This window comes from Collinsella aerofaciens (genome assembly GCF_039836695.1).
Lineage (GTDB): Bacteria > Actinomycetota > Coriobacteriia > Coriobacteriales > Coriobacteriaceae > Collinsella > Collinsella aerofaciens_BD.
On the sequence record NZ_JBDPAC010000019.1, the window covers coordinates 1 to 21,803 of the forward strand.

Genomic DNA, 21,803 nt, shown 5'->3' on the forward strand with positions numbered 1-21,803 from the left:
GGCCTGGCGTTAGCATGTCGCGATTCAATCTCGAAAACGGCATTGCCCAGTTGACAAAACTATAGGAACACCCCCCTTGCGTGGCCCGCTTGTCGAATTACGTTATAGCTAGCTATATTATAGGAAGATATAATATAGCTAGCTATAACGTAAAGGAAGGATGGCCCTATGTTTATCGGAAGAACAGCGGAAATGTCCGAGCTCAATCGACTGTATGGCACGGGCTCCTTTGAAATGCCTGTGATTTACGGCCGCCGTCGTGTGGGTAAAACGCGCCTTATCACAGAGTTCATCCAAGGCAAGAAGGCTATTTACTTTCAAGCTCGTCGTACCAATGCGGAGGCAAACCTGCACGGCTTTAGCCAGGCGATACTTGCAGGCTCGGTTGGTGCTGCAGGCGTGTCGTTTCGTAGTTTTGACGAAGCGTTCGATGCATTGGCCACCATGGCTCGCACGGAACGTTTGATTGCCGTGATCGACGAGTATCCCTATCTCGCCCAATCGAATCCCGAGATCAGCTCGTTGCTGCAAGACAAGATCGACCACTTATACAAAGAGACCAGGCTAATGCTGATCCTATGTGGCTCGTCTCTTTCGTTTATGGAGGAACAGGTGTTGGGCTACGAGAGCCCACTATACGGTAGGCGTACGGCCCAGTTTAAGATCATGCCGCTCGATTTTACGACGACCCTCGGGTTGTGGCAGAGCATGGGTCGCGAAGACGCTGCGGTTTGCTATGGCATGACGGGCGGCATTCCTGCATATATCGAGAAAGTCGATCCTGCCGCACCGCTCAAGGACAACATCAAACGTCTTTTTCTTACTCCTACGGGCTATCTCTTTGAGGAGCCGAGTAACCTGCTATTACAAGAGTGCCGCAATCCTGAGCAATATGATGCGATCGTGCAGGCAATTGCTCAGGGGTGCTCGAAGATTTCGGAGATTGCGAGCTCTACGGGAATCCCTGCGAGCAACGTAAAGAGCTATGTGGATAAGCTGGCATCGCTTGGGATTGTCGAGCGCGAGCTGCCCTTAAACGAGACGAGCAATAAGCGAGCCGTGTATCTGCTGAGCGATCAGATGTTTAGGTTCTGGTACCGGTTTGTGCCGCAGATCATCGGGCTGATTCAAAACGATATGGCCGAGATGGCGTATAAGCGCATTGAGCCGCACGTATCGGATTACATGGGCACGGTCTTTGAGCTTATATGCAGGCAATACGTGTACGAACTTGCGCGGGCGGGCCAGCTCGATGTGGTTCCGGCGAGCGTCGGGCGCTGGTGGGGGACGGACAATCGCACGCATACGCAGGAAGAAATCGACTTGATTGTTGACGATGGCGAGGGCACTGCGCTGTTTGCGGAGTGCAAATGGCGCAATGAGCCGGTGGGCGAGGATGTTCTGGAAAAGCTCGTGTACCGAAGCGAGCTCTTTAGACGGCAGCATAAAAGCTACGTGATCTTCTCGAAGCGTGGCTTTACGCAAGGATGTCAGGATGCTGCGGCGAGCAGGGGAGATACCAAGCTGATTTCGTTTGCCGAGATGTGCGAGCGGAGATAACCAAGCGCGCTCTGATTTGATGCTCGGAATGGGATGCGCTTTCCCTTTGCGGCCTTTGGCGGAAACTACGTCCCGGATTCCCGCTTCAGGATGGGATGCCGTTTCCGATAGAGGCATGGGGCGGAAAGTGCGTCCCAGAATCCGGCGCAACGCCGCTGGAGTAGAGGGGCGAGCTCCGGACTTCGTAACCGAAAATCCATTTGTTAAACCTGGCACCCGTGGGTAGAATAAGGTCGACGGCAGCCCAAGGGTGATAGCTGGGCAGCGCCGTTACTTCGATTAAGGGGTCAATGCCTTAGAGGCGTCGACCCCTCTTTTTCTGCTTCGTACGCTGCTTGAGTGCCTCGGTAAGTCCGATAAGCGCCGTGAGGAGCGAGACCAAAGCGGTCAGGAGCTTCACGAAATCAGTCAGATCGGTCATGGGCATCACCTCCCGTCGCATGGAGGGCGCTGCCCGGCACATGGAACTGCCGTCAACAACTGCAATTCTATCAAAGTACTGCTATAAATACGAATATATGTTCGATAATAACAGTGACATGATTCTCTCAAAGTGTGGCTTTACGCAAGGATGCCGGAAAGCCGTGCTGGGCGATTTCATGTCCGCACGGGTTCCTATCCTTACGGCAATGTAGCCGCCTATGTAACGAGCGGCGGTTGACGGAGAAAGGCCCTGACCGTGCCAGACAAAAAGACGCCGGATATTTCGGCCATCGATACGACGAACTTTGCGCGCCAGATCGTGCTCGACTTTGAGTTTGCGCCGGTGCCAAAGCAGCGCCAGCGCCGCGGACTACGTAACGAGATTATCGAGGTCGGCGCTGTTAAGCTCGATTACCACGGCAACGTGATGGGCGAGTTCTCGCAGTTTGTGCAGACAGAATTTACCGAAGGCGTTGCGTTCCCCGTCCGCGAGCTCACAGGGATATCGGCTGTGGACACTGCGATGGCTGATCCGCTCTATGTGGTGATCAAAAGACTCAGCGATTGGATCGGTCGCTACTCCGCCCAGATAGTTTGCTGGAGCGGGGCGGATCATCGACAGCTTATGACCGAGTGCCAGGCAAAGCACATGGACCTTTCCGCATTTCCTACGGACTGGGCCGACCTGCAGGCGTTTTACACCTCGATCATGAACGTGGGCAGCCACGGGCGTGTCTCTTTGAGTGACGCGGCGACGTGGTTTGGCATCGAGTTCGACGAGTCGACGGGCCACGCCCACAGCGCCTTAGCCGATGCGCGCGTGACCGCCAAGCTGCTCAAGCTGGTGATGGACGGGGACTACCACATGAGCCCGCGCGCCCAGGAAGTCCGCCAGCGGTGGGGGATGGGCGTGCGAGCTCAGACGCGCCTTTCCAGCAAGTGCTTCGAGCTGGGCGATCTGCTGCTGAAGCTGAAGGCGGAGGGGAGGTAGGGGGACGCCCTCCGCCTATGCTGGCGCGGCATCTTATTGCCTAGCAGTTCCTGATGTTGGCAAATGGCTTCCACAGTGGCCAATCGCGATCAGCTGCGCCTCATCATCAAAGCAAAAGTGCAGACGGAATGGATTGCGGCAGTTGCGACCGTCGCCCTTGACGTGCGGCAAGATGCAAATCTGGTTGCCCTTGTAAATGCGCTGGCGAAGCTGCATAAGTTCGAAGCCGATTGTGTCGGTTAACTTTGCTGGCTTTCTTTGCGCCATTCATGGGCATCCCAGAGGTATTCGACTAGCGTCGCCGAACTTCCTACAGCAAGTTTTGCGTGTCTTATGGTCAGTCCTTTATAGCTGTCGGCTTTGCCGTGACCTGTTCCATATGGGTTGCGCAGCTCGGCAATACCGCCGGCGATGTTGCCGAGGCTACTGAGGATGCGCTTTATGGTCCCTCCCGCCGGGAGGTCGGCGTTAATGTCGTCTGTCTCAATGCCGAGGCACTTCATCGTTTCCTTGACAAGCTGCGATACGCCCCAATTGCCCCCATAGTCTCTGCTGTTTTCTTCAAGGATTGTTTTGCAACAACTTTCGATCAGTTCCTTGGACTTACCAATTGCTTCAGTTGGATTGGTCTCTCGCGATGAAAAGAGAGCATCGATTTGTTGACGCATGTAGTCGCTCGTGAAATGGGTCTCAAGTTCCTCACGTTGGGCGAGAACGGAGACGCCTGCTCGTTCTCGCCTCGCAACGGGCTTGCACTTTTCATAAAGAAAATGATGGTTCTTAGCGTCGCGAGCTGTGGAAGTGCCATCCATTTCGCTGGCGTATTCAGGCTGTGCCTCATAGTAATCAAACAGGTCGCATAGCAACTTTGTTCCGCTTACATCAGATTCTTCTTCGATGTACTTGGTGAGAGATCTACCTTTCGATAGGCCGTAATGAGCGCAAAGCGCAACGCCAATGCTGCTTTTAGTAAAAGTGTCGAAGGAGCTTGTTGTGAAATTAAGAACATAGCCGCCACGGTTGAAGAGTCTGAGAAACAACCCTTTTTCAATTTCGGTCATAGCCATTTTTTCTCGCCTTGCAAAACACCTGATACTTCTTGATGAGGCATTATAAGGAGACGATGCAAACTTTCCTAGAGTGGGCGTCATCGCCCGTTGAATCGTGTCCAAGATTATCTGAACGGAAAGCTATTATGTGCAATTCTGGTAGCTCTCTTTTGAACAGCTGTCTTCGCTTGCCCAGATGGGGTCATACGCCTTGAAGCGGTTCCCCTCTGCCTCCCAACATCTCGGGAACCGTAATTGATTCATTATGGTTCCACTTCAACGATTGCCGCGCATGTCGCTGCGCGCTCAATGCAGTTCTTTTATGATGCTTTGTATTGCGTTCTCCTACACACGCTTTAATCTGCGCAAATAATGGTCTTGCTCCATTTTATTGGAGACAATTGCATTGCCTGCCTATCTGCACCAGACGGCTATTTCCCTTTCGCCCTTTGCTAGAATCGTAAGCACATTTGTATTGCATCGTGCAATCGCGGAGGTTCCCATGAAGTACGCCGACCTTATCGACGGAGAAGCCACCCCGAGCGAGCTCAGAAGCTTCCTCGTGGACGGCGAGAACGTGGCGGTAACCATCCGCATCCCCAAGAACATGCGCGATGCCGCCAAGGAGGCGGCCGCTCTCAATGGCGTCAGCTTCACGTCCCTCGTGAAGACGAGCCTCATTGAGTATCTGTCCAAGAAGGAGAACTAACGATGGCGGACATCCGCAAGCTTGAGAACGAGCTCTGGGAGGCAGCAGACGAATTACGTGCCAACTCCAAGCTGACGAGCCAGCAGTACTGCATGCCGGTTCTGGGCCTCATCTTCCTGCGCTATGCATGGGGTCGTTTCAAGCGCGCCGACGAGCAGATCGAAGCTGAGCGTGCCGCTATCACGGGTCGCAAACCGCCCAAGCAGGCAGCGGACTACTCCGCCAAAGGCGCGATGTTCATCCCCGAGGAGGCCCGCTATGACTACTTGCTCAACCTGCCCGATGGTGCCGACATCGGCAAAGCGGTCAACGAAGCCATGGCAAGTATCGCTGCCATTAACCCCTCGCTCGCGGGCGTCCTTCCTGACACCTACGCTGACCTTGGCAATGACCTGTTGCGCAGCGTTATCCGCGTCTTCAACAACCCTGCCCTCGACGAGGAGGGCGATGATATCATCGGCCGCATCTACGAGTACTTCCTCGGCAAGTTTGCTCCAGCGGTGGCAAGCGACGACGGCGTCTTCTTTACGCCCAAGTCGCTCGTCCGCATGATCATGAACGTCATCGAGCCCTCGCGTGGCAAGATGCTCGATCCTGCTTGCGGCTCGGGTGGCATGTTCGTTTCCGCCAGCGACTACGTGCGCGAGCAGGGTGACAACCCCGCTGAGACCATGATGTTCTACGGACAGGAGAAGGTCGACTACAACGCCAAGCTTTGTCTCATGAACATGGCTGTTCACGGCATGCAGGGCAACATCAAGTCGGGCGATGACGCCAACACCTTCTACAACGATGCGCACGCGCTCGACGGCAAGTGTGACTTTGTGGCCGCCAACCCGCCCTTTAACGTGGATAAGGTGAAGCACGCAAAGGCTCTGGACGCCGGTCGCCTGCCGCTTGGCGCACCGAAGTCGAACAAGAAGAAAGAAGTGTCCGCAAGCGGTGCCAACTATCTCTGGATTAATTACTTCTACTCCTACCTCAAGGACACGGGCCGCGCGGGTTTCGTCATGGCGTCCTCCGCGACCGATTCCAACGCCGAGCGCGTCCAACGTCGCAAACTCGTGGAGACCGGCCACGTGGACGTGATGCTCTACGTTGGCAACAACTTCTTCTACACCAAGAGCCTGCCGTGCACGCTGTGGTTCTTCGACAAGGGCAAGCCCGAGGCGCTGCGCGACAAGGTCTTGTTCATCGACGCCCAGCGCTACCACACCGCCGTCTCCACGACGCTTAACGAGTGGACGCCTTGGCAACTCAAGAACCTCTCGGCCATCGTCTGGCTCTATCGCGGCGAGGCGAGCAAGTACCACGATCTCATCGAGGCGTACAAGGACCGTGCGATCGAGATTGCTACGCTGTTTGGCGGCGAGGTGGCAGAGAAGCTCTTGGGTATCGGCGGTGGCGAGGACTTCTCCGCCGCGCACGAGGCGATGCTCGCTGCCATCGAGGGGCAGAAGGCCGCGGCCAAGGCCGAGGTCGATGCCCTGCCCAAGCGCGAGCAGAAGAAGCGCCGTGAGGCCCTTACTGAGGTGACGGCGCGGATGGAGTCCGCGGCTACTGAGATCGGCGAGGCCGTCTGGCTTGTCGAGAAGTTCGGCGAGGGCGAGTACGCGGATGTGCCGGGGCTGTGCAAGGTGGCCACGCGTAATGAGATTCAGGGCGACCAGCCTGCCGAGAAGAGCTCTTGGAGCCTGACGCCGGGTGCCTACGTGGGCGTGCCTCCTGTAGAGGACGACGGCGTGGACTTCCATGAGCGCATGGCCGAGATTCACTCGGAGTTGCTGGAGCTGCAGAAGCAGGGTAACGACCTCATGGCCACTATCGACCGCAACTTCCAGGAGCTGGGACTATGAGCTGCAAACTAAATGATGTCTGCGAGCTGATCGTCGATTGCCCACATTCAACAGAGCCTGACGAGGGCGAGGGATATCCGATTATTCGCACTCCAAACATCGGAGTCGGCTACCTTGATCTCGAGGGTGTTCAACGAGTTTCCAAGGCTGCATACGATAGGCGAAATATTCGCGCCGTTCCACGTCCGAATGATTTGATACTCGCCAGGGAGGCTCCTGCTGGCAATGTTGGCATCATTAGAGAGGGCATGGAGGTGTGCCTCGGGCAAAGAACCGTTCTCATTCGCCCTAAAGCCGAGAAGGTTAGCCCTCTATTCTTGAACTACTATCTCAATGCTCCGAAGCAGAGACATGCGCTGCTTAGCAACTCAAACGGAGCAACTGTCTCCCACGTCAACATGCCGATTATTCGCAACCTGGTAATTGGGCTTCCTGACCGTGAGACCCAAGATCGCATTGCTGACGTGCTCTCTGCTTATGACGAGCTAATCGAGAATAACCGCAGGCAGATCAAGCTCCTGGAGGAGGCCGCCCAGCGCCTCTACAAGGAGTGGTTCATCGACCTCAAGTTCCCCGGTCACGAGACCACGCCCATTGTCGATGGTCTTCCTGAGGGGTGGCGTATGGGCTGTCTTGGTGAATGCTGTGCTCTTATCAAAACGATATCGAAACAAGATGAACGCACGGGCAATGAGCTATATATCGGACTTGAGCATATGCCAAAGGACTCTATATGCCTTCGCGCCCATGGCGTTGCCGCCGACGTTGTCGGGAATAAAACCGAATTTAGAAAGGGCGATGTCCTGTTTGGGAAAATTCGACCGTACTTCCATAAGGTTGGATTTGCGCAATTTGATGGGGTCACTTCAACCGATGCGATTGTCATGCGGGCGGTTGAAGGCAAACAGGCGTTCCTGCTCGCGGTTGCATCTTCCGATGAGTTTGTCTCCTATGCAACTGCTACCAGTAAAACCGGGACGAAAATGCCCCGTGCCGATTGGGCCGCAATGAAGTCCTATCAGGTCCCTATTCCTTCCGCCGATGTTGCTTCTCGTTTCGAAAACATTTGCGAATCGTTCCTTTCGGCTATTGCGCAGTGCAGCAGTCTGATTGTTGCTGCTCGCGAGGCGCGCGACCGCTTGCTTCCCAAACTTATGTCTGGGGAAATCGAGGTGTAGCGATGGAGTGCGAAAAGACGTTCCAGATACATCTCGACCCTGCTCTTATCGAGCGGTTCCATGACTTGCTCGGAAGACATGAACATATTTCGGAGCAGATTTCGTTTGTGGAAAAGGCTTTCGAGAAGAAGAAATTTCGGGGCCTTCCCGCATGGGATTGCATCTGCTCGTGCGAGCACAGGATTCGTGATACGGTCGCTTACCTGAATGAACAGGTACTTGGGACGGCTACGTATGAGTACGGGAGCGCGTTCGACTTTATTAACTTCATCAACAATGCCGCTACCGTGATTGATTGTGTTGATATGCTCGCAAGAATTTTTGGAGTTGACCTCTCCGAGGAGAATGACCGCACCGGAGCGTTCTCCCAGCTTGGTAGGAACGGGAAGGGCACAGACCAAAAATATTTCAGGTTCATTCGTTCCCTTTGCGCGGTTCATCCAGTGGAGACAAGTCGCTATGCCGGTGAGTACCAAAGTTCGGGGCTCGTTACCTGCCCGTACATCACATGGGTAAAGGAGCCAATTTTCAAGACAATGTGGGATTGCGACTTGCACGCCCATGCGTTCACGAATGCGCCCAACAGCTGGGGCGATGACGTTTGTATCCATATGGACCAGGTCTTTGACTATATCGAGTTTCGTTATGGATTGCTGGAAAAGGTCATCGAGGGTCTCGGACGCTTTCAGCGGGAGGCCATTGCTAGGTTTTGCTCTATCCCGGTTCCCGACAGGGGAGGGAACGAGACGGAGGGGGAATTTATTGATCGCTTGAAGAGTGCCGAGCTTGAGCGCTTTGGCTCCAGTAACGACTTCATTTACGACTTCGCCAAGAAGGCAGTGTCTTTCGTCCCTTCGAACGAGGTAAACCTTTCGGCTGCCCGCCGTTATGCGGAGGCGTGGCGTCATGCCTTGGGGCTGCAGCTCAACATACTTCGTGACATGTCGAGGGAAGGTCTGGAACATGCCGGTATCGAAGGCGATGAAACGGACTGGATTCTGTTTGAGCACCTGCTTTTCTCTCATTCGGGTGCCCAGGAGCTGAGGGGGTTCGAATACAACCTCGAGAAGATCCATTATCTCGACGGCGAGCATGGCCCAAGTGACGCGAATTGGGGGCGCATCAAACTCCGCGAGATGGACGACGTTCTCGGTAGGCGAGTCGTTTTCGACTATGAGAGCGACAGCGACGATGAGCTGTACATGCTTTCGCGCATCGCCCTGTACGAAATCGCCCTCATGCACCCGTGCGAGATCAATGACGCGATCCCGCTTGATTTGAAATACCGTCCGGCAGACGCCATGACACGAGATGGAGGAAGGCTATGACCAGCCGTTACTCCGAAGAGGAGGCTGTCCAGAAGCCCACGGGCGAGCTGCTTCGTCGCATGGGGTGGGACGTCCATTACTGCTTCGACGATGAGGTTCTCGGCCCCTGTGGTACGCTGGGTCGTGACTCCTATAAGGACGTCCTTCTCAAGCGCGATCTCATGAACGCGTTGGTTGAACTGAACGAGCACCTTACCGAGGCCGAATGCGCCGAAGCCGTGGCGACCCTGGAACAGGTCTTTGTCGGCGACTCGCTGCTGCAGACCAACGAAGCAAAGTATAAGATGCTTCGCGATGGCATACCGGTGAAGAAGGTTCAGCCCGATGGCTCCATGCGTACTGAGCTCGCGCGGGCTTTCGACTTTGAGCATCCAAAGTTGAACCGCTTCGTGGCGGCAGAGGAACTGTGGGTGAAGGGCCCCATGCATCGACGCCGCTGCGACCTCGTAGGCTTCGTCAACGGTGTGCCGCTGCTGTTCGTCGAATTCAAGCGCCACGACAAGGACGTGCTGCGCGCATACGAGGACAACTACACCGACTACCAGGATACCATTCCCCAGATCTTCTATTACAACGCCTTTGTGATGCTCTCCAACGGGCTGGAGTCCAAGATCGGAACGTTGGGCAGCTCCTATGAGTTCTTCGGCGAATGGAAACGTCTGAGTGAGGGTGACGTTGGAAGTGTTGCGCTCGAGACCATGATGAGGGGTGTGTGCAACAAAGAGACGCTGCTCGACCTCTTCCAGAACTTCATCCTGTTCGACCACTTCGACTCGCCGGCCGCCAAAATCCTTGCGCGCAACCACCAGTACCTAGGCGTGAACGATGCCGTGCGCGCCTACTCCGAGCGCGAGCTGCGCAACGGAAAACTCGGCGTCTTCTGGCACACGCAGGGCTCGGGCAAGAGCTACTCGATGGTTTTCTTGGCCGAGAAGATTCGCCGAACGCAGCCGGGCTCGCCGACCTTCCTGGTGCTCACGGACCGCGACGAGCTCAACAAACAGATTAGCGAGACGTTCGAGAGTTGCGGGTGCCTTGCGGGTGTCCCCGCCGAGCGCTGCCGCGCCACGAGCGGCAAGGACCTGGTGGAGAAGCTCGAGGGCAATCCAAGCTATATCTTTTCGCTAATCCAGAAGTTCAACCAGCCTGACGTCGAGCCCATCGTGCCCGACCACGATATCGTCGTGCTCTCCGACGAGGCGCATCGGTCCAACAACGGTGTCTTTGCCGAGAACATGGTGAAGTTGCTGCCAACGGCGTCGCGCTTGGGCTTTACGGGAACGCCAATTCTTGCTTACGACAACCTAACGGCCAGGACCTTTGGCGGCTATGTTTCGGTCTACGACTTCAAGCGCGCCGTCGAGGACGGTGCTACAGTGCCGCTCTTCTATGAGAACCGTAGCGACAAGCTCGGCATCGAGAATCCGGAGATCAACGACGAGCTGCTCCGAGCCGTTGAAGATGCCGACCTCGACGCCGACCAGACCGAGAAGGTGCAAGCCCAGCTCAACCATGGCGTTCACATCATCATGGCCGAGCCGCGCCTGAGAGCCGTGGCCCGCGACTTTGTCTCCCATTACACGAACGTCTGGCAGTCGGGCAAGGCCATGTTCATCTGTGTGAACAAGGTCACCTGCGTGATGATGTACAACTACGTGCAGGAGTATTGGGCCGAGACACTCGACGAGGAGCGCGCAAGGCTCGCTGGCATGGACCAGCAGCAGGCCATGGAGCAGCGCCGTAAAATCGCCTGGATGGAATCCACCGAGATGGCGGTCGTAGTGAGCCAGGAACAGAACGAGATCGACCGCTTCCGCAAGTGGGGGCTCGACATAGCACCACACCGCCAAAAGATGGAGGAGCGCCAGCTAGATGACGAGTTCAAGGATGCCAACAACCCGTTCCGCATCGTCTTCGTATGCGCCATGTGGCTCACCGGCTTCGACGTGAAGTCGCTCTCGGCCATGTACTTTGACAAGCCGCTCAAGGCCCACGGCCTCATGCAGGCCATCGCGCGCGCCAACCGCGTGAGCAAGGGAAAGAGCAACGGCCTTATCATCGACTACATTGGCGTCGTGAAGGCTTTGAGGAAAGCCCTGGCCGATTATACCGAGAATCCCTGCGGCGGGGATGGAGTCGACCCGGTGGTCGACAAGGATGAGCTGCTTGCGAGGATTTCTGAGCTCACGGACAGCACCGTTTCGTTCGTGTCGTCGCTGGGCTACGAGCTCGAATCCCTACTGACGGCCGAGGGCTTCGACAAGGTGGCGGAAATCAAGAACGCCGCAGACTGCGTGTCTCAGTGCGACGAGACTAAGAAACGCTATGGTGCAATGTGCCGCGAGCTGTTCACCTTGTACAAATACGTGAGCCGACAAGAGGTGGGCGAGGAGCTGCTGGCCAAGCGCGACGCTCTGCGAGCTGTCTTCAACCATATCAACGCCCACAGGGCCAGCGCCGACACAACCGAGCTCATGGTCCAGTTGCAGGGCATCGTGAGCGATCATGTAGTGGTCAGCGAGGCCTCCGAGGGACTCAAGACGGCTACTAAGTTTGATATCAGCAGCATTGACTTCAACAGGCTCTCGCAGGAGTTCGCCAGGGCCAAGCGCAAGCACCTCATCATTGACGACCTGCGTTCTGTCATAGAAGCGCGCCTTGAGACCGCGCTGAGGGGCAATCCCAGACGCATCGACTACTTCGAACGCTACGAGCGGATTATCGAGAGCTACAACTCCGAGCAGGACAAGGCGATGATCGAGAAGACGTTCAACGATCTCATCAACCTGTCCCGCGACCTTGATGACAAACAGAAGGAATGGGTACGCGAGGGCTTCCAGAACCAGCAGCAGATGACCGTGTTTGAGATGCTATTCAAGGACACGCTGACGCCTGCTGAGATCAAGCAGGTCAAGTGTGTCGCCATCGAGATGGTATCTATTATTGAAGAACGGCTTGCCAACATGGTGCGCTGGACGGAGAAGACTGAGACTCGCGACATTGTGAGGCTTATCGTGCGCAACGAGGTATACAAGCTTCCTGAGTCTAGTTATCCCGATGAAGCATTGCCCGGATGTATTGAGGAGATATTTAATTACTTCTATGGCATGGACCGCGCGGCATAGTTGTTGGAGGATGCGATGACGATTGACTTGCAAAAGTGTTTAGATAACCGCGAGGGCTTTCTCGTTACGGGAAATCATGACGAGCTGGCCGAGCTCGTATTCTCAGATGAGTCGGATGAGTACGCCTTTGTGGGCGCTCGCGGTTTCTTCGACACCGGCAAGAAGCGCAGTCTTATTCCGGATGGTTACATCCTGCGCGGCGCCTTTGAGCTCGGGGACATCTTGTCTGGGACCTCGCTTTTTCTCATGCTTTATGTTTTCGCACGACCCGGCTTCGGAGAGTGTCGATTTTCGACGCTCAAGCTCAAGAAACCGCTTGTCGCCAAGGCACGTGGCTCGCGTAAGGCTGACGGTCTCTGCAAGATTCCGGTCGATCGCTTCAGTGACGATTTCCTCGCATATCTTCGGGCGGTCGAAGACTATGCAAATGGAGGGGCTCCTGACTGTCCATCCAAGTGCGGAGCTTTTTTCGGTATGCCTCCAAGCGAACTTATAGAAGGAAGATTCACCCCCGCGTTCTATTCTCCTCGAAATCGTAAGATACGTAGCACGCTTGCGAGTTCAAAGACCGTAGAGCTTTCGGAAGTCGCCAACATTCTTATGCCGCGAAAGGTTACTGACGCCGCCAGAAACGTCTTGGTTCTCAGGCCAAGAAACATTAGATTCCCAGTTGATCTTGACTCATTGGAGCGGGGCGAGGCAACAACGGTGCCCCTGCGCAAGGGTGATATTGTTATGTGCCTCATCGGCGAGGAGAATCACGCCATCGTCTTTGAGCGCGATGGGGAAGAGCCCGTTTATGCGGGCACGAGCATGGCTGTTATTCGTGCCAACGGGATATCTCCGGAGTATCTCTGCTTCTACCTTTCCAGCGATATCGCAAAGCAGGCCCTGTCATCGTTGGCTGGCGGCGTCATCATGAAGCGTCTAGCGCTTCGCGACCTCAGCGTTTTTCCCGTTGTCGAACCATCGATGGACGAGCAGTACTATCTCACCGAATATGCCATCCTGTCCGGACGTGCACCGAGGAACTACCAAGACCTCGAAGGCCTAAAGGGTGCGGAGCCGTCTGCGGCGGAAGAGATTCTTAACGCCGAAATCGCCGATAGGATTCAGGCGTATAACGAGGAACAGTTGCGCTCCTTCCTTTCCTCGGACATCCGTGAGCTAAATACCTGTTTTTCACACGGCGCTTATAAGGCGGCAATCATCCTTGCCGGTTCCATTCTTGAGGCGGTTCTTATCGACTGGATTTCCGAAATCAAGCACGTTAACTACTTTGCGGAAAAGTATATGGTGCGGGACAGGAAGAGCGGCAAGATGAAACCCGCGGCCCTTATCGACTACATCAACGAGATTAAGTATCTGGAGAGGCCTCGTTGGATGAAGGAGGCGGACATGGCTCACCAGATTCGCAAGAAGAGGAATCTGGTTCATGCGAAACTTTGCATCGCTGCGGATGAGGTGAACGAAGAAACCGCGCGTATGGTTATCGAGTATCTCGACAAGGTTCTTCGAACCAGAGGGGCACACTGTCTAGGCTGATTTCGCTGAACTACACTCTCTCGTACCAAGCATTCAGCCATCTCTCATCAGCCCTTCCAAGCCGCATGTCGCTCGAAATGTCGACGCAATCGTTGCTGGGTGCCGGTATTTTGGCAATCAGGTCGCGGAAGGCGGGCATGTCGTGATTGGCGAGCTATCGGCCGTTGCATATGCCGTTGTGGTTGCCCAGTTTAGATCACTGACACTTGTGTATGTCAAAAGGCATACACAAGTGTCAGTTTTTTGACACCGTGTGGCCTATGTGGCCGCGCGCGACGGTGGCTAAGGGCTACGGTATTGTCGTTTTGGCGACATTGGGGTGCGCAAGTCTATTTCCGCCTGTCTACATCCTCGCAATCCCGCGGGTGGCACTCAGCAGCTCATACTCCCTCTGGCTCCGCTGGCGCAGTTCGGCAGTCTCGACGGCATCGCGACACAGATCCAGGAACACCTCGGCTCCCTCGCAGAAGCACTCACGGGCAAAGGGGCCAGATCCGTCCGCAACGCACACGCCGTCGGCGAAGAGCTTCCAGCTGGACGGCTCACGCGAGTCGTCTCCGAGCAGCTTGATCTGCAACACATGTGGATTGCCAACAGCACAGAGCTCTTCCTCGAGCTTCTGTACCGTAAAGCGCATCTGGTGGGAGAGGCTGCTCTTGACCATGGCCGAGGCATAGCCGTTCGGCTTGTCCAGAAGATGCATGTGATTCGGTTTGACGACCAGATTGTGGAAGTTGCGCTCACTGCGCACGGAGAAATTGTCCATACGGACTCCTTTCATCGATGTTGGCAGGGCCACCGTGCCTTTTGGCCGGTTGGCGTCGGGATCGTGGAGCCAACTCTCTACCCCGACTCTGGATAAAACGTGCCCGCTCCTTGCGGGCAAGAGGAAGTCTATCAACGTGTACGGACTCAACGTGTACGGACAGAAATCAAGCGCCATCCGCGAAATGACGCGCGGATGGCGTTGGTTTCCCAAGTGATTATTCGGCTTTCATCCGGAAAAGTGTCGAAATCAGCCGTGTAAAAGTACGGAAAAGTGTCGAAATAGGCACCTTAAAACTTCGGAAAAGTGTGGCTGGATGACAAAACAGCACTTAGAAGCCGGCGCTGGATGCGGAATCCTGTGGCCGCCTTCAGCCCTCGCTACTCGTCGTCCCCGTCGTTGGGGTCGCCCTTGAGGGTGTTGATGTCCAGGTACTGGTTGTCGTCCTCTTTTTGCTGGGTTTCCGACTCCGCTTGGGTGGGGCCGCGGAACAGCTGGAATCCCTCAAACGCAATGACGCCGAGCAGGGCGATGATAATGGCGATAAAGGCAACCTTGACTGCCTGCGGAAATTCCGAGAAACGCAGCGCCTTTTCCTCGGCGTAATAATCGGCGAAACGCTCTTCGCCCGTGCTTTTGGTATACGCCGGTGCGGATGCGGCCTCCGGGTCATATTCCGGTGCAGGCGTGGCAGCGTACGGATCGTTGAGATAATCGCTCGATGCGGTGCCATAATCCTCGGTCTCGATGCGACCGTTGCCAGCATAGCCATCGGAATAATCGGAATATGCCGCACCGCCCTCATAGTCCGCGGCGCTCGTGTTGGCGGCAAAAAGCGGATTAACTGGAACGTCGAGCGCCGGCATGCCGGTAGAGGTCTCATCCAGATCGGCTGCAGCCCAGGAATCGTAGGCAACCTGATGGGCAACGGGCCCATCGAGCCTTGCGACCGGAGGCTTGCGTGCCGCAGGAACAGGCAACTGCTGGGCGCTGTACATAACGGTGCTGTCGGCCGATTTGCCCTGCGTCGCTGCAGCGAGAAATGCCGCCGTCTCGGACGGGTCGCTTGCGGGGCGGGGAGCGGGCGTGGACGCCGAAGTGGGTGCGGGCGTAGGCGCGGGCGTCGAAACAGGCGACTGCGCAGGAGTCGGCGCAGATGCGGGCTTAGGCGCAAGTGTGGGATCGGGGCTTGACGGGCGAGCCCCGCCGCCCATGAGTTCGTCGGCGGTCCACGGGCGATCATCCATCACGTCGTCAAGGCTTAGCGAAAACAGGTCGTCTTCACCCTCATCGAACATGCGGTGCACATGTCCACCAATTGCCGGAATCAATCCGCGACCGGTGCATGATGCCTTGCTCAACGCCATTCTGTTCCATCCTTTCGAAATACTAATGACATCGATTATATGGAACTTCCCAAGCGGCCCGGTCTTGGATTCGTGCTTTCCAGAACTCGCACCCAAAAGGGGAGGGGCAATCCAGGCGAGTGCCTACTTGTCGCCGGCCGCCGCCTTGGCCTCATTGAGGTAGCTATAGAAGCTGTACTTGGAGATGCCAAAGAACTCGCAGGCGCGCTCGCTCGACTTGGAAATGAGGAAGGCGCCGCGACGGTCGAGGTAGCCAATGGCACGAATGCGCTCGTCTTTGGTCATGAGTGCCGCGGGCTTGCCCACAAACTGCTCGCACTCGTGCAGCAGGTCCTCGAGCAGGTCGCCGATGTTCTTGGTAATGGGCTCGGGCTCGGTATAGCCCGTGCCGCCGATGCCGGTAAAGGCGTCGAGCGAACGCTCAAAAGCCTTCATAAGCGTAATGTCAAAGTTGATGCCCAAAATGCCGACGGGTTTGCCCTCATCGTTGCGGATAAAGATCGTCGACGATTTGAGCAGCTTACCGTCGGTGGTTTTAGTGAGGTACGGCTCGCGGTCGTGTACGTCGGTGGCGCCTTCGTGCATGGACTCAAACACGATATGGCTGGGGCCGTCACCCAGTTTGCGCCCGCTGACGTGGCCGTTTTCGATCACTACGATGGAGTGGTCCACGTCCTCGGTCTCCAGATCGTGGACGACGACTTCGCAGTTGGGGCCAAATTGGAGCGCCAGACCGTGTGCGAGGCGCTTGTAAAACTCAATCTGTGCGGGGGTCATGGGTACCTTCCTAAAAATTAGTTTGGGCTCACTGTGCCATAAACCACACATGACCGCAAACAAATCCATCAACAAGGCAATTCATGACCGTTCGGCGGCGAAAAAGTACCGATTACGGCAACAAACAATTCGTTAGATATACCAATCAAAAAGTGTGATAGAACATTACTAACAAACTTTTTGTTTGGCATCCACATAAAAGTTCAGTCGTGTGAATGGGATCGGGCTGAAACGCGTATGCGGGGGCCGGCAAGAGAGGACTTAAGGAGTTCACCGTATGGCCGATAAGATCCAGTGGGCGGGCAACACGATGCCCAAGAGCGATGACAAGCACTTGGGAATCATGAGTCTCGACCACGTGAAGAAGGCCCGCGCCTTCCACCAGTCGTTCCCTCAATATACCGTCACCCCGCTTGCCCGCCTGGACGGTCAGGCTGCGCGCTTGGGTCTGTCCAACCTGTGCGTTAAGGACGAGAGCTATCGCTTTGGCCTCAACGCCTTTAAGGTTCTGGGCGGTTCGTTTGCCATGGCCAACTATATTGCCGACGAGACCGGCAAGGACGTTGCCGACTGCACCTTCGATTACCTGACCTCCGATCAGCTGGCCGAGGACTTTGGCCAGGCTACCTTCTTTACCGCCACCGACGGCAACCATGGTCGCGGCGTGGCATGGGCTGCCAACAAGCTGGGCCAGAAGGCTGTCGTGCACATGCCCAAGGGTTCCACCAAGCCCCGCTTCGATAACATCGCCGCCGAGGGCGCCACGGTGACCATCGAAGAGGTCAACTACGACGAGTGCGTGCGCATGGCCGCCGCCGAGGCCGACGCCTGTGAGCGCGGCGTTGTCGTTCAGGACACCGCCTGGGAGGGCTACGAGAAGATCCCGTCTTGGATCATGGAGGGCTACGGCACCATGGCTTCCGAGGCTGCCGAGCAGCTGCGCGAGATGGCCATCAACCGCCCGACGCACGTGTTTGTCCAGGCTGGCGTGGGTTCGCTCGCCGGCGCCGTGGTGGGCTACTTCACCAACCTGTATCCCGATAACCCGCCCACCTTCGTCGTGGTTGAGTGCGCGCCTGCCGCCTGCCTGTACAAGGGCGCTGCCGCCGGCGACGGCGATCCGCGTATCGTGGACGGTGACATGCCCTCCATCATGGCCGGCCTGTGCTGCGGCGAGCCCAACATCCTGGGCTGGGATATCCTGCGCAACCACACCACCGCCTTCGTGTCCTGCCCCGACTGGGTCACCGCTCGCGGCATGCGCACCCTGGGCGCTCCCGAGAAGGGCGACCCGCGCGTCATCTCCGGCGAGTCCGGCGCTGTGACCACCGGCCTGGTCGAGACTCTCATGCTCGATCCCGAGTACGCCGAGCTCAAGGAGCTCATCGGCCTGGATAAGACGAGCTCTGTGCTCTGCTTCTCCACGGAAGGTGACACGGACCCCGATCAGTATCGTCGAATTGTTTGGGAAGGCGAATATCCCACTTGCTAATCGTTGGGGCGGAGTAAATAGGTATCGCTCCGCCACCTCACAGGTAGATTCCTTCGTTTGAAAGGTTATGAACAATGGCTAAAGAACTCGATTTCGACGCTATCAAGGCTGCTGCTGAGTCTCATCGTGCTGATATGACTCGCTTCCTGCGCGCCATGATCTCCCATCCCTCTGAGTCCTGCGAGGAGGGCGAGGTTGTCGCTTGCATCAAGGCCGAGATGGAGAGCCTTGGCTATGACGAGGTCAAGGTCGACGGCCTGGGCAACGTCATGGGCTTTATGGGCGAGGGCGACAAGATCATCGCCATCGACTCCCACATCGACACCGTCGGCATCGGCAACATCGAGAACTGGGACGCCGATCCCTATGAGGGCTACGAGACCGACGAGATCATCTACGGCCGCGGCGGCTCTGACCAGGAGGGCGGCATGGCTTCCGCTACCTACGCTGCCAAGATGATGAAGGACATGGGCCTCATCCCCGAGGGTTACAAGATCATGGTCGTCGGCACCGTCCAGGAAGAGGACTGCGACGGCATGTGCTGGCAGTACATCTACAACAAGGACGGCATTAAGCCCGAGTTCGTCATTTCCACCGAGCCCACCGACGGCGGCATCTATCGCGGTCACCGCGGCCGCATGGAGATCCGTGTCGACGTTCACGGCACCTCCTGCCACGGCTCCGCTCCCGACCGCGGCGACAACGCCATCTACAAGATGGCCGACATCATCGCCGACGTCCGCGCCCTCAACAACAACGGCTGCGACGAGTCGACCGACATCAAGGGTCTCGTCAAGATGCTCGACCCCAAGTACAACCCCGAGCACTTCGAGGATGCCCGCTTCCTAGGCCGCGGCACCTGCACCGTCAGCCAGATCTTCTACACCAGCCCCAGCCGCTGCGCTGTCGCTGACTCCTGCGCCATCTCCATCGACCGTCGCATGACCGCCGGTGAGACCTGGGAGTCCTGCCTGGACGAGATCCGCAACCTGCCGGCCGCCAAGAAGTACGGCGACGACGTGAAGGTCTCCATGTACATGTACGACCGTCCGTCCTGGACCGGCGAGGTCTACGAGACCGAGGCTTACTTCCCCACGTGGATCAACAAGGAGACCGCTCCGCACGTCAAGGCCCTCGTCGACGCCCACAAGGCCATGTTTGGTGACGAGCGCATCGGCTGCGAGCCCAGCATGGACAAGCGCACCGGTCGCCCGCTGTGCGACAAGTGGACCTTCTCCACGAACTGCGTCTCCATCCAGGGCCGCTACGGCATCCCCTGCGTGGGCTTTGGCCCGGGTGCCGAGTCTCAGGCTCACGCTCCCAACGAGGTCACCTACAAGGACGACCTGGTCACCGCTGCCGCCATGTATGTGGCTGCCCTGAACCTCTACGATCCGAGCCAGGCCGATGGCGACGCCACCGTGTTCCGCGCCGGTCTGACCAACAACAAGATCGACTAGTCCCATTCCTCGATTTTGTTGAGCCGGGGACAGTTTATGCCCCCGGCGCCTCCTGTTGACTTGGGGCCCGCGGTCGTTATCTCCCATGCTTCCTCAACGGTAGCGGGTCCTCGTCATAGCGCTCTGCATGTTCTAGCCACACGCGCATGCCGGAGCACATCTACTCATTGCGATCGTTTCACCTTTAGAAAGGACATTTACATGGACGCCAAGTTTACCGAGCTCGTCGAGCAGCTGAACGGCCTCGATTTTAAGGGTATGTACGGCAGCGACTTCCTGCACACCTGGGATAAGACCACCGATGAGCTCAAGGCTCTCTACATCGTCGCCGACGCCCTGCGCGAGCTGCGCGAGAACAACGTCTCGTCCAAGATCTTCGACTCGGGCCTGGCCGTCTCCCTGTTCCGCGATAACTCCACCCGTACGCGCTTCTCCTTCTCTAAGGCCGCCAACCTGCTCGGCCTTGAGCTGCAGGACCTGGACGAGAAGAAGTCCCAGATCGCTCACGGCGAGACCGTCCGCGAGACCGCTACCATGATCTCCTTCATGGCCGACGTCATCGGCATCCGCGACGACATGTACATCGGCAAGGGCGACGCCTACATGGCCGAGGTCTCCGAGTCTGTCCAGCAGGCTTACGAGGACGGCGTTCTGGATCACCGTCCCACGCTCATCTCCCTGCAGTCCGATTCCGACCACCCCACGCAGTCCTCTGCCGACATGCTTTACCTCATCAACGAGTTTGGCGGCCTTGAGAACCTCAAGGGCAAGAAGGTTGCCGTCACCTGGGCTTATTCGCCCTCTTACGGCAAGCCGCTGTCCTGCCCGCAGTCGCTGATCAGCCTGCTGCCCCGCTTTGGCATGGACGTCACCCTGGCCCACCCCGAGGGCTACGACCTCATGCCCGAGGTCGTCGAGCGCGCCAAGGGCTATGCCGCCGAGTCCGGCACTACCTTTAAGCAGGTCAACACCATGGCCGAGGCCTTCGAGGGCGCCGACATCGTGATCCCCAAGAGCTGGGCTCCGTTTGCCGCCATGGAGAAGCGCACCAACCTGTACGCCGAGGGCGACGACGCCGGCATCGCCGCGCTCGAGAAGGAGCTGCTCGCCCAGAACGCCACCCATCAGGACTGGTGCTCTACGACCGAGCTCATGGAGAAGACTGCCAACGGCCAGGACACCATCTTTATGCACCCGCTGCCCGCCGACATCTCCGGTGTCTCTTGCGAGCACGGCGAGGTTAACGCCGACGTCTTCGACATGCACCGCGTGGGCATGTACAAGGAGGCCAGCTACAAGCCGTACGCCATCGCTGCCATGATGTTCCTGCAGAAGGTTGCCGATCCCGCCGCTACCCTCAAGGCCCTCGACGAGCGTAACACCGCCCGTTGGCTCCAGGCCTAAAGCCGGGCTGAGGTAAGCCATGTAAAGGGGGCCCTCTGCCAACCGGCGGGGTGCCCCCTTTTTGCATCGTGGGCGTGCGGGATAAGCGCTTTCGATGTGGATGCCCGCGGCGCGAGTTATGGGTACGATGGTTTCAGGGGAGGTATCACCATGAAACTAGGATGCGTCATTATGGCTTCGGGCGAGGGCAAGCGGTTTGGCTCTAACAAGATGCTTGCCGATATCTATGGCGAGCCGCTGATTGCCCGGACCATCGATTCGGTTCCCCGGGGCTTTGACGTCGTGGTTTCGACGCGTTGGCCCGAGGTCGCCCAGATTTGCGAGGACAAGCATTGCCCGTGCGTGCTGCACGATGGCGAGCTGCGCAGCGAAAGCGTCCGTGCGGGCCTTTCATGGGGAGTCGAACGCAACTGGAAAGGTTGCCTCTTTTTGCCGGGCGACCAGCCGCTCGTGAGTTCGGGTTCTTTTGAGGCTATGGTTCGTGCGTTTGACGAGTGTGGCCGCAAGCATCCGGTGCGTCTTGCGTGCAACGGTGAGCCTTCGAGCCCGGTGCTCTTTCCGGCGGAACTGTTCGATGCACTCATGTGTCTTGAGGGCAAGGACGGCGGCGGTTCGATCCTCAAGGACCGTACCGACGTGGTGCTGGTCGAGGCGCGTGCATACGAGCTGTGGGACGTCGATACCGCCAAGGGACAGCAACGCATAACGGAGCATATCGCCGCCTGCTCGTATTTTGATCGCGTGGCCAACTGCAACAATCAATAAGGAGCAAT

The 21,803-nt window shown here is 57.1% G+C and carries 18 protein-coding genes and 1 riboswitch; of the genes, 13 read left to right on the top strand and 5 right to left on the bottom strand.

The features are described 5' to 3' along the window. The first annotated feature begins 168 nt into the window (after positions 1 to 168). Positions 169 to 1,560, top strand: a complete 1,392-nt coding sequence (locus ABG996_RS08490) for an ATP-binding protein (RefSeq protein ID WP_347479598.1) — start codon at positions 169 to 171, stop codon at positions 1,558 to 1,560. Between the two features lie 295 nt (positions 1,561 to 1,855). Here the strand turns inward: ABG996_RS08490 and ABG996_RS08495 are convergent, their stop codons facing one another. After that, positions 1,856 to 1,981: a hypothetical protein gene (locus tag ABG996_RS08495; RefSeq protein WP_255360338.1), complete on the bottom strand. Its 126-nt coding sequence runs from the start codon at positions 1,979 to 1,981 to the stop codon at positions 1,856 to 1,858. 258 nt (positions 1,982 to 2,239) lie between these two features. Between ABG996_RS08495 and ABG996_RS08500 the strand changes: the two genes are divergently transcribed. Further along, complete coding sequence (locus tag ABG996_RS08500; protein ID WP_347479596.1) at positions 2,240 to 2,974, top strand: 3'-5' exonuclease; 735 nt, start codon at positions 2,240 to 2,242, stop codon at positions 2,972 to 2,974. A 75-nt stretch (positions 2,975 to 3,049) separates the two neighbouring features. Beyond that, the gene (locus ABG996_RS08505; protein ID WP_270225394.1) at positions 3,050 to 3,217 is read left to right on the top strand and encodes a hypothetical protein; all 168 of its coding nucleotides are present in this window, start codon (positions 3,050 to 3,052) and stop codon (positions 3,215 to 3,217) included. On the opposite strand, the gene ABG996_RS08510 is transcribed toward ABG996_RS08505, so the two are convergent. After that, entirely contained in the window at positions 3,214 to 4,041 is an 828-nt protein-coding gene (locus ABG996_RS08510; protein WP_270225393.1) for an abortive infection family protein, read from the bottom strand. The genes ABG996_RS08505 and ABG996_RS08510 overlap by 4 nt on opposite strands. 484 nt (positions 4,042 to 4,525) lie before the next feature. Between ABG996_RS08510 and ABG996_RS08515 the strand changes: the two genes are divergently transcribed. From ABG996_RS08515 to ABG996_RS08540, 6 genes are read left to right on the top strand one after another with little or no spacing between them, the layout of a single operon-like run. Further along, positions 4,526 to 4,732 (top strand): hypothetical protein, encoded by a 207-nt coding sequence (locus ABG996_RS08515; protein WP_270225392.1) that lies wholly within the window; start codon positions 4,526 to 4,528, stop codon positions 4,730 to 4,732. A gap of 2 nt (positions 4,733 to 4,734) precedes the next feature. Continuing rightward, complete coding sequence (locus ABG996_RS08520; RefSeq protein ID WP_270225391.1) at positions 4,735 to 6,588, top strand: type I restriction-modification system subunit M; 1,854 nt, start codon at positions 4,735 to 4,737, stop codon at positions 6,586 to 6,588. Next, positions 6,585 to 7,766, top strand: a complete 1,182-nt coding sequence (locus ABG996_RS08525) for a restriction endonuclease subunit S (RefSeq protein ID WP_270225390.1) — start codon at positions 6,585 to 6,587, stop codon at positions 7,764 to 7,766. The genes ABG996_RS08520 and ABG996_RS08525 overlap by 4 nt, the downstream gene beginning before the upstream one ends. Before the next feature lie 2 nt (positions 7,767 to 7,768). Next, a complete protein-coding gene (locus ABG996_RS08530; RefSeq protein ID WP_347483904.1) occupies positions 7,769 to 9,094 on the top strand; it encodes a hypothetical protein in 1,326 nt (441 codons plus the stop codon). Further along, positions 9,091 to 12,219 (top strand): type I restriction endonuclease subunit R, encoded by a 3,129-nt coding sequence (locus ABG996_RS08535; protein WP_347483906.1) that lies wholly within the window; start codon positions 9,091 to 9,093, stop codon positions 12,217 to 12,219. Before ABG996_RS08530 ends, ABG996_RS08535 begins: the two co-directional genes overlap by 4 nt. A gap of 15 nt (positions 12,220 to 12,234) precedes the next feature. Then, positions 12,235 to 13,764: a restriction endonuclease subunit S domain-containing protein gene (locus ABG996_RS08540; RefSeq protein WP_347479589.1), complete on the top strand. Its 1,530-nt coding sequence runs from the start codon at positions 12,235 to 12,237 to the stop codon at positions 13,762 to 13,764. 343 nt (positions 13,765 to 14,107) lie between these two features. On the opposite strand, the gene ABG996_RS08545 is transcribed toward ABG996_RS08540, so the two are convergent. The 3 genes from ABG996_RS08545 to ABG996_RS08555 all read right to left on the bottom strand — a co-directional run bounded on the left by ABG996_RS08545 (position 14,108) and on the right by ABG996_RS08555 (position 16,674). Continuing rightward, positions 14,108 to 14,530 carry a hypothetical protein gene (locus tag ABG996_RS08545; RefSeq protein ID WP_347479587.1) on the bottom strand — a complete coding sequence of 141 codons (423 nt, stop codon included), beginning with the start codon at positions 14,528 to 14,530 and terminating at the stop codon, positions 14,108 to 14,110. An 8-nt stretch (positions 14,531 to 14,538) separates the two neighbouring features. After that, positions 14,539 to 14,629: riboswitch (SAM riboswitch) on the bottom strand. Between the two features lie 281 nt (positions 14,630 to 14,910). Beyond that, positions 14,911 to 15,897 carry a hypothetical protein gene (locus tag ABG996_RS08550; protein WP_347479585.1) on the bottom strand — a complete coding sequence of 329 codons (987 nt, stop codon included), beginning with the start codon at positions 15,895 to 15,897 and terminating at the stop codon, positions 14,911 to 14,913. A gap of 123 nt (positions 15,898 to 16,020) precedes the next feature. Next, complete coding sequence (locus tag ABG996_RS08555; RefSeq protein ID WP_347479583.1) at positions 16,021 to 16,674, bottom strand: helix-turn-helix transcriptional regulator; 654 nt, start codon at positions 16,672 to 16,674, stop codon at positions 16,021 to 16,023. A 277-nt stretch (positions 16,675 to 16,951) separates the two neighbouring features. On the opposite strand from ABG996_RS08555, the gene dpaL reads away from it, so the two are divergent. The 4 genes from dpaL to ABG996_RS08575 all read left to right on the top strand — a co-directional run bounded on the left by dpaL (position 16,952) and on the right by ABG996_RS08575 (position 21,795). Further along, positions 16,952 to 18,166, top strand: a complete 1,215-nt coding sequence (dpaL, locus tag ABG996_RS08560; protein ID WP_347479582.1) for a diaminopropionate ammonia-lyase — start codon at positions 16,952 to 16,954, stop codon at positions 18,164 to 18,166. Between the two features lie 74 nt (positions 18,167 to 18,240). Continuing rightward, positions 18,241 to 19,626 carry a YgeY family selenium metabolism-linked hydrolase gene (locus ABG996_RS08565; RefSeq protein WP_055252228.1) on the top strand — a complete coding sequence of 462 codons (1,386 nt, stop codon included), beginning with the start codon at positions 18,241 to 18,243 and terminating at the stop codon, positions 19,624 to 19,626. Positions 19,627 to 19,827: 201 nt separating this feature from the next. Next, entirely contained in the window at positions 19,828 to 21,030 is a 1,203-nt protein-coding gene (gene ygeW, locus ABG996_RS08570) for a knotted carbamoyltransferase YgeW (RefSeq protein ID WP_055287465.1), read from the top strand. A 150-nt stretch (positions 21,031 to 21,180) separates the two neighbouring features. Continuing rightward, on the top strand, positions 21,181 to 21,795 hold the full coding sequence (locus ABG996_RS08575) for a nucleotidyltransferase family protein (protein WP_347479579.1): 615 nt from the start codon (positions 21,181 to 21,183) through the stop codon (positions 21,793 to 21,795). The last annotated feature ends 8 nt before the right edge of the window (positions 21,796 to 21,803 follow it).

Coding starts and splice junctions, on each gene's coding strand:
- ABG996_RS08490 (WP_347479598.1), top strand. CDS start 169: ATGTTTATCGGAAGAACAGCGGAAATGTCCGAGCTCAATCGACTGTAT.
- ygeW (WP_055287465.1), top strand. CDS start 19,828: ATGGACGCCAAGTTTACCGAGCTCGTCGAGCAGCTGAACGGCCTCGAT.
- ABG996_RS08530 (WP_347483904.1), top strand. CDS start 7,769: ATGGAGTGCGAAAAGACGTTCCAGATACATCTCGACCCTGCTCTTATC.
- ABG996_RS08520 (WP_270225391.1), top strand. CDS start 4,735: ATGGCGGACATCCGCAAGCTTGAGAACGAGCTCTGGGAGGCAGCAGAC.
- ABG996_RS08535 (WP_347483906.1), top strand. CDS start 9,091: ATGACCAGCCGTTACTCCGAAGAGGAGGCTGTCCAGAAGCCCACGGGC.
- ABG996_RS08545 (WP_347479587.1), bottom strand. CDS start 14,530: ATGGACAATTTCTCCGTGCGCAGTGAGCGCAACTTCCACAATCTGGTC.
- ABG996_RS08540 (WP_347479589.1), top strand. CDS start 12,235: ATGACGATTGACTTGCAAAAGTGTTTAGATAACCGCGAGGGCTTTCTC.
- ABG996_RS08555 (WP_347479583.1), bottom strand. CDS start 16,674: ATGACCCCCGCACAGATTGAGTTTTACAAGCGCCTCGCACACGGTCTG.
- ABG996_RS08525 (WP_270225390.1), top strand. CDS start 6,585: ATGAGCTGCAAACTAAATGATGTCTGCGAGCTGATCGTCGATTGCCCA.
- ABG996_RS08515 (WP_270225392.1), top strand. CDS start 4,526: ATGAAGTACGCCGACCTTATCGACGGAGAAGCCACCCCGAGCGAGCTC.
- ABG996_RS08575 (WP_347479579.1), top strand. CDS start 21,181: ATGAAACTAGGATGCGTCATTATGGCTTCGGGCGAGGGCAAGCGGTTT.
- dpaL (WP_347479582.1), top strand. CDS start 16,952: ATGGCCGATAAGATCCAGTGGGCGGGCAACACGATGCCCAAGAGCGAT.
- ABG996_RS08495 (WP_255360338.1), bottom strand. CDS start 1,981: ATGACCGATCTGACTGATTTCGTGAAGCTCCTGACCGCTTTGGTCTCG.
- ABG996_RS08510 (WP_270225393.1), bottom strand. CDS start 4,041: ATGGCTATGACCGAAATTGAAAAAGGGTTGTTTCTCAGACTCTTCAAC.
- ABG996_RS08565 (WP_055252228.1), top strand. CDS start 18,241: ATGGCTAAAGAACTCGATTTCGACGCTATCAAGGCTGCTGCTGAGTCT.
- ABG996_RS08550 (WP_347479585.1), bottom strand. CDS start 15,897: ATGGCGTTGAGCAAGGCATCATGCACCGGTCGCGGATTGATTCCGGCA.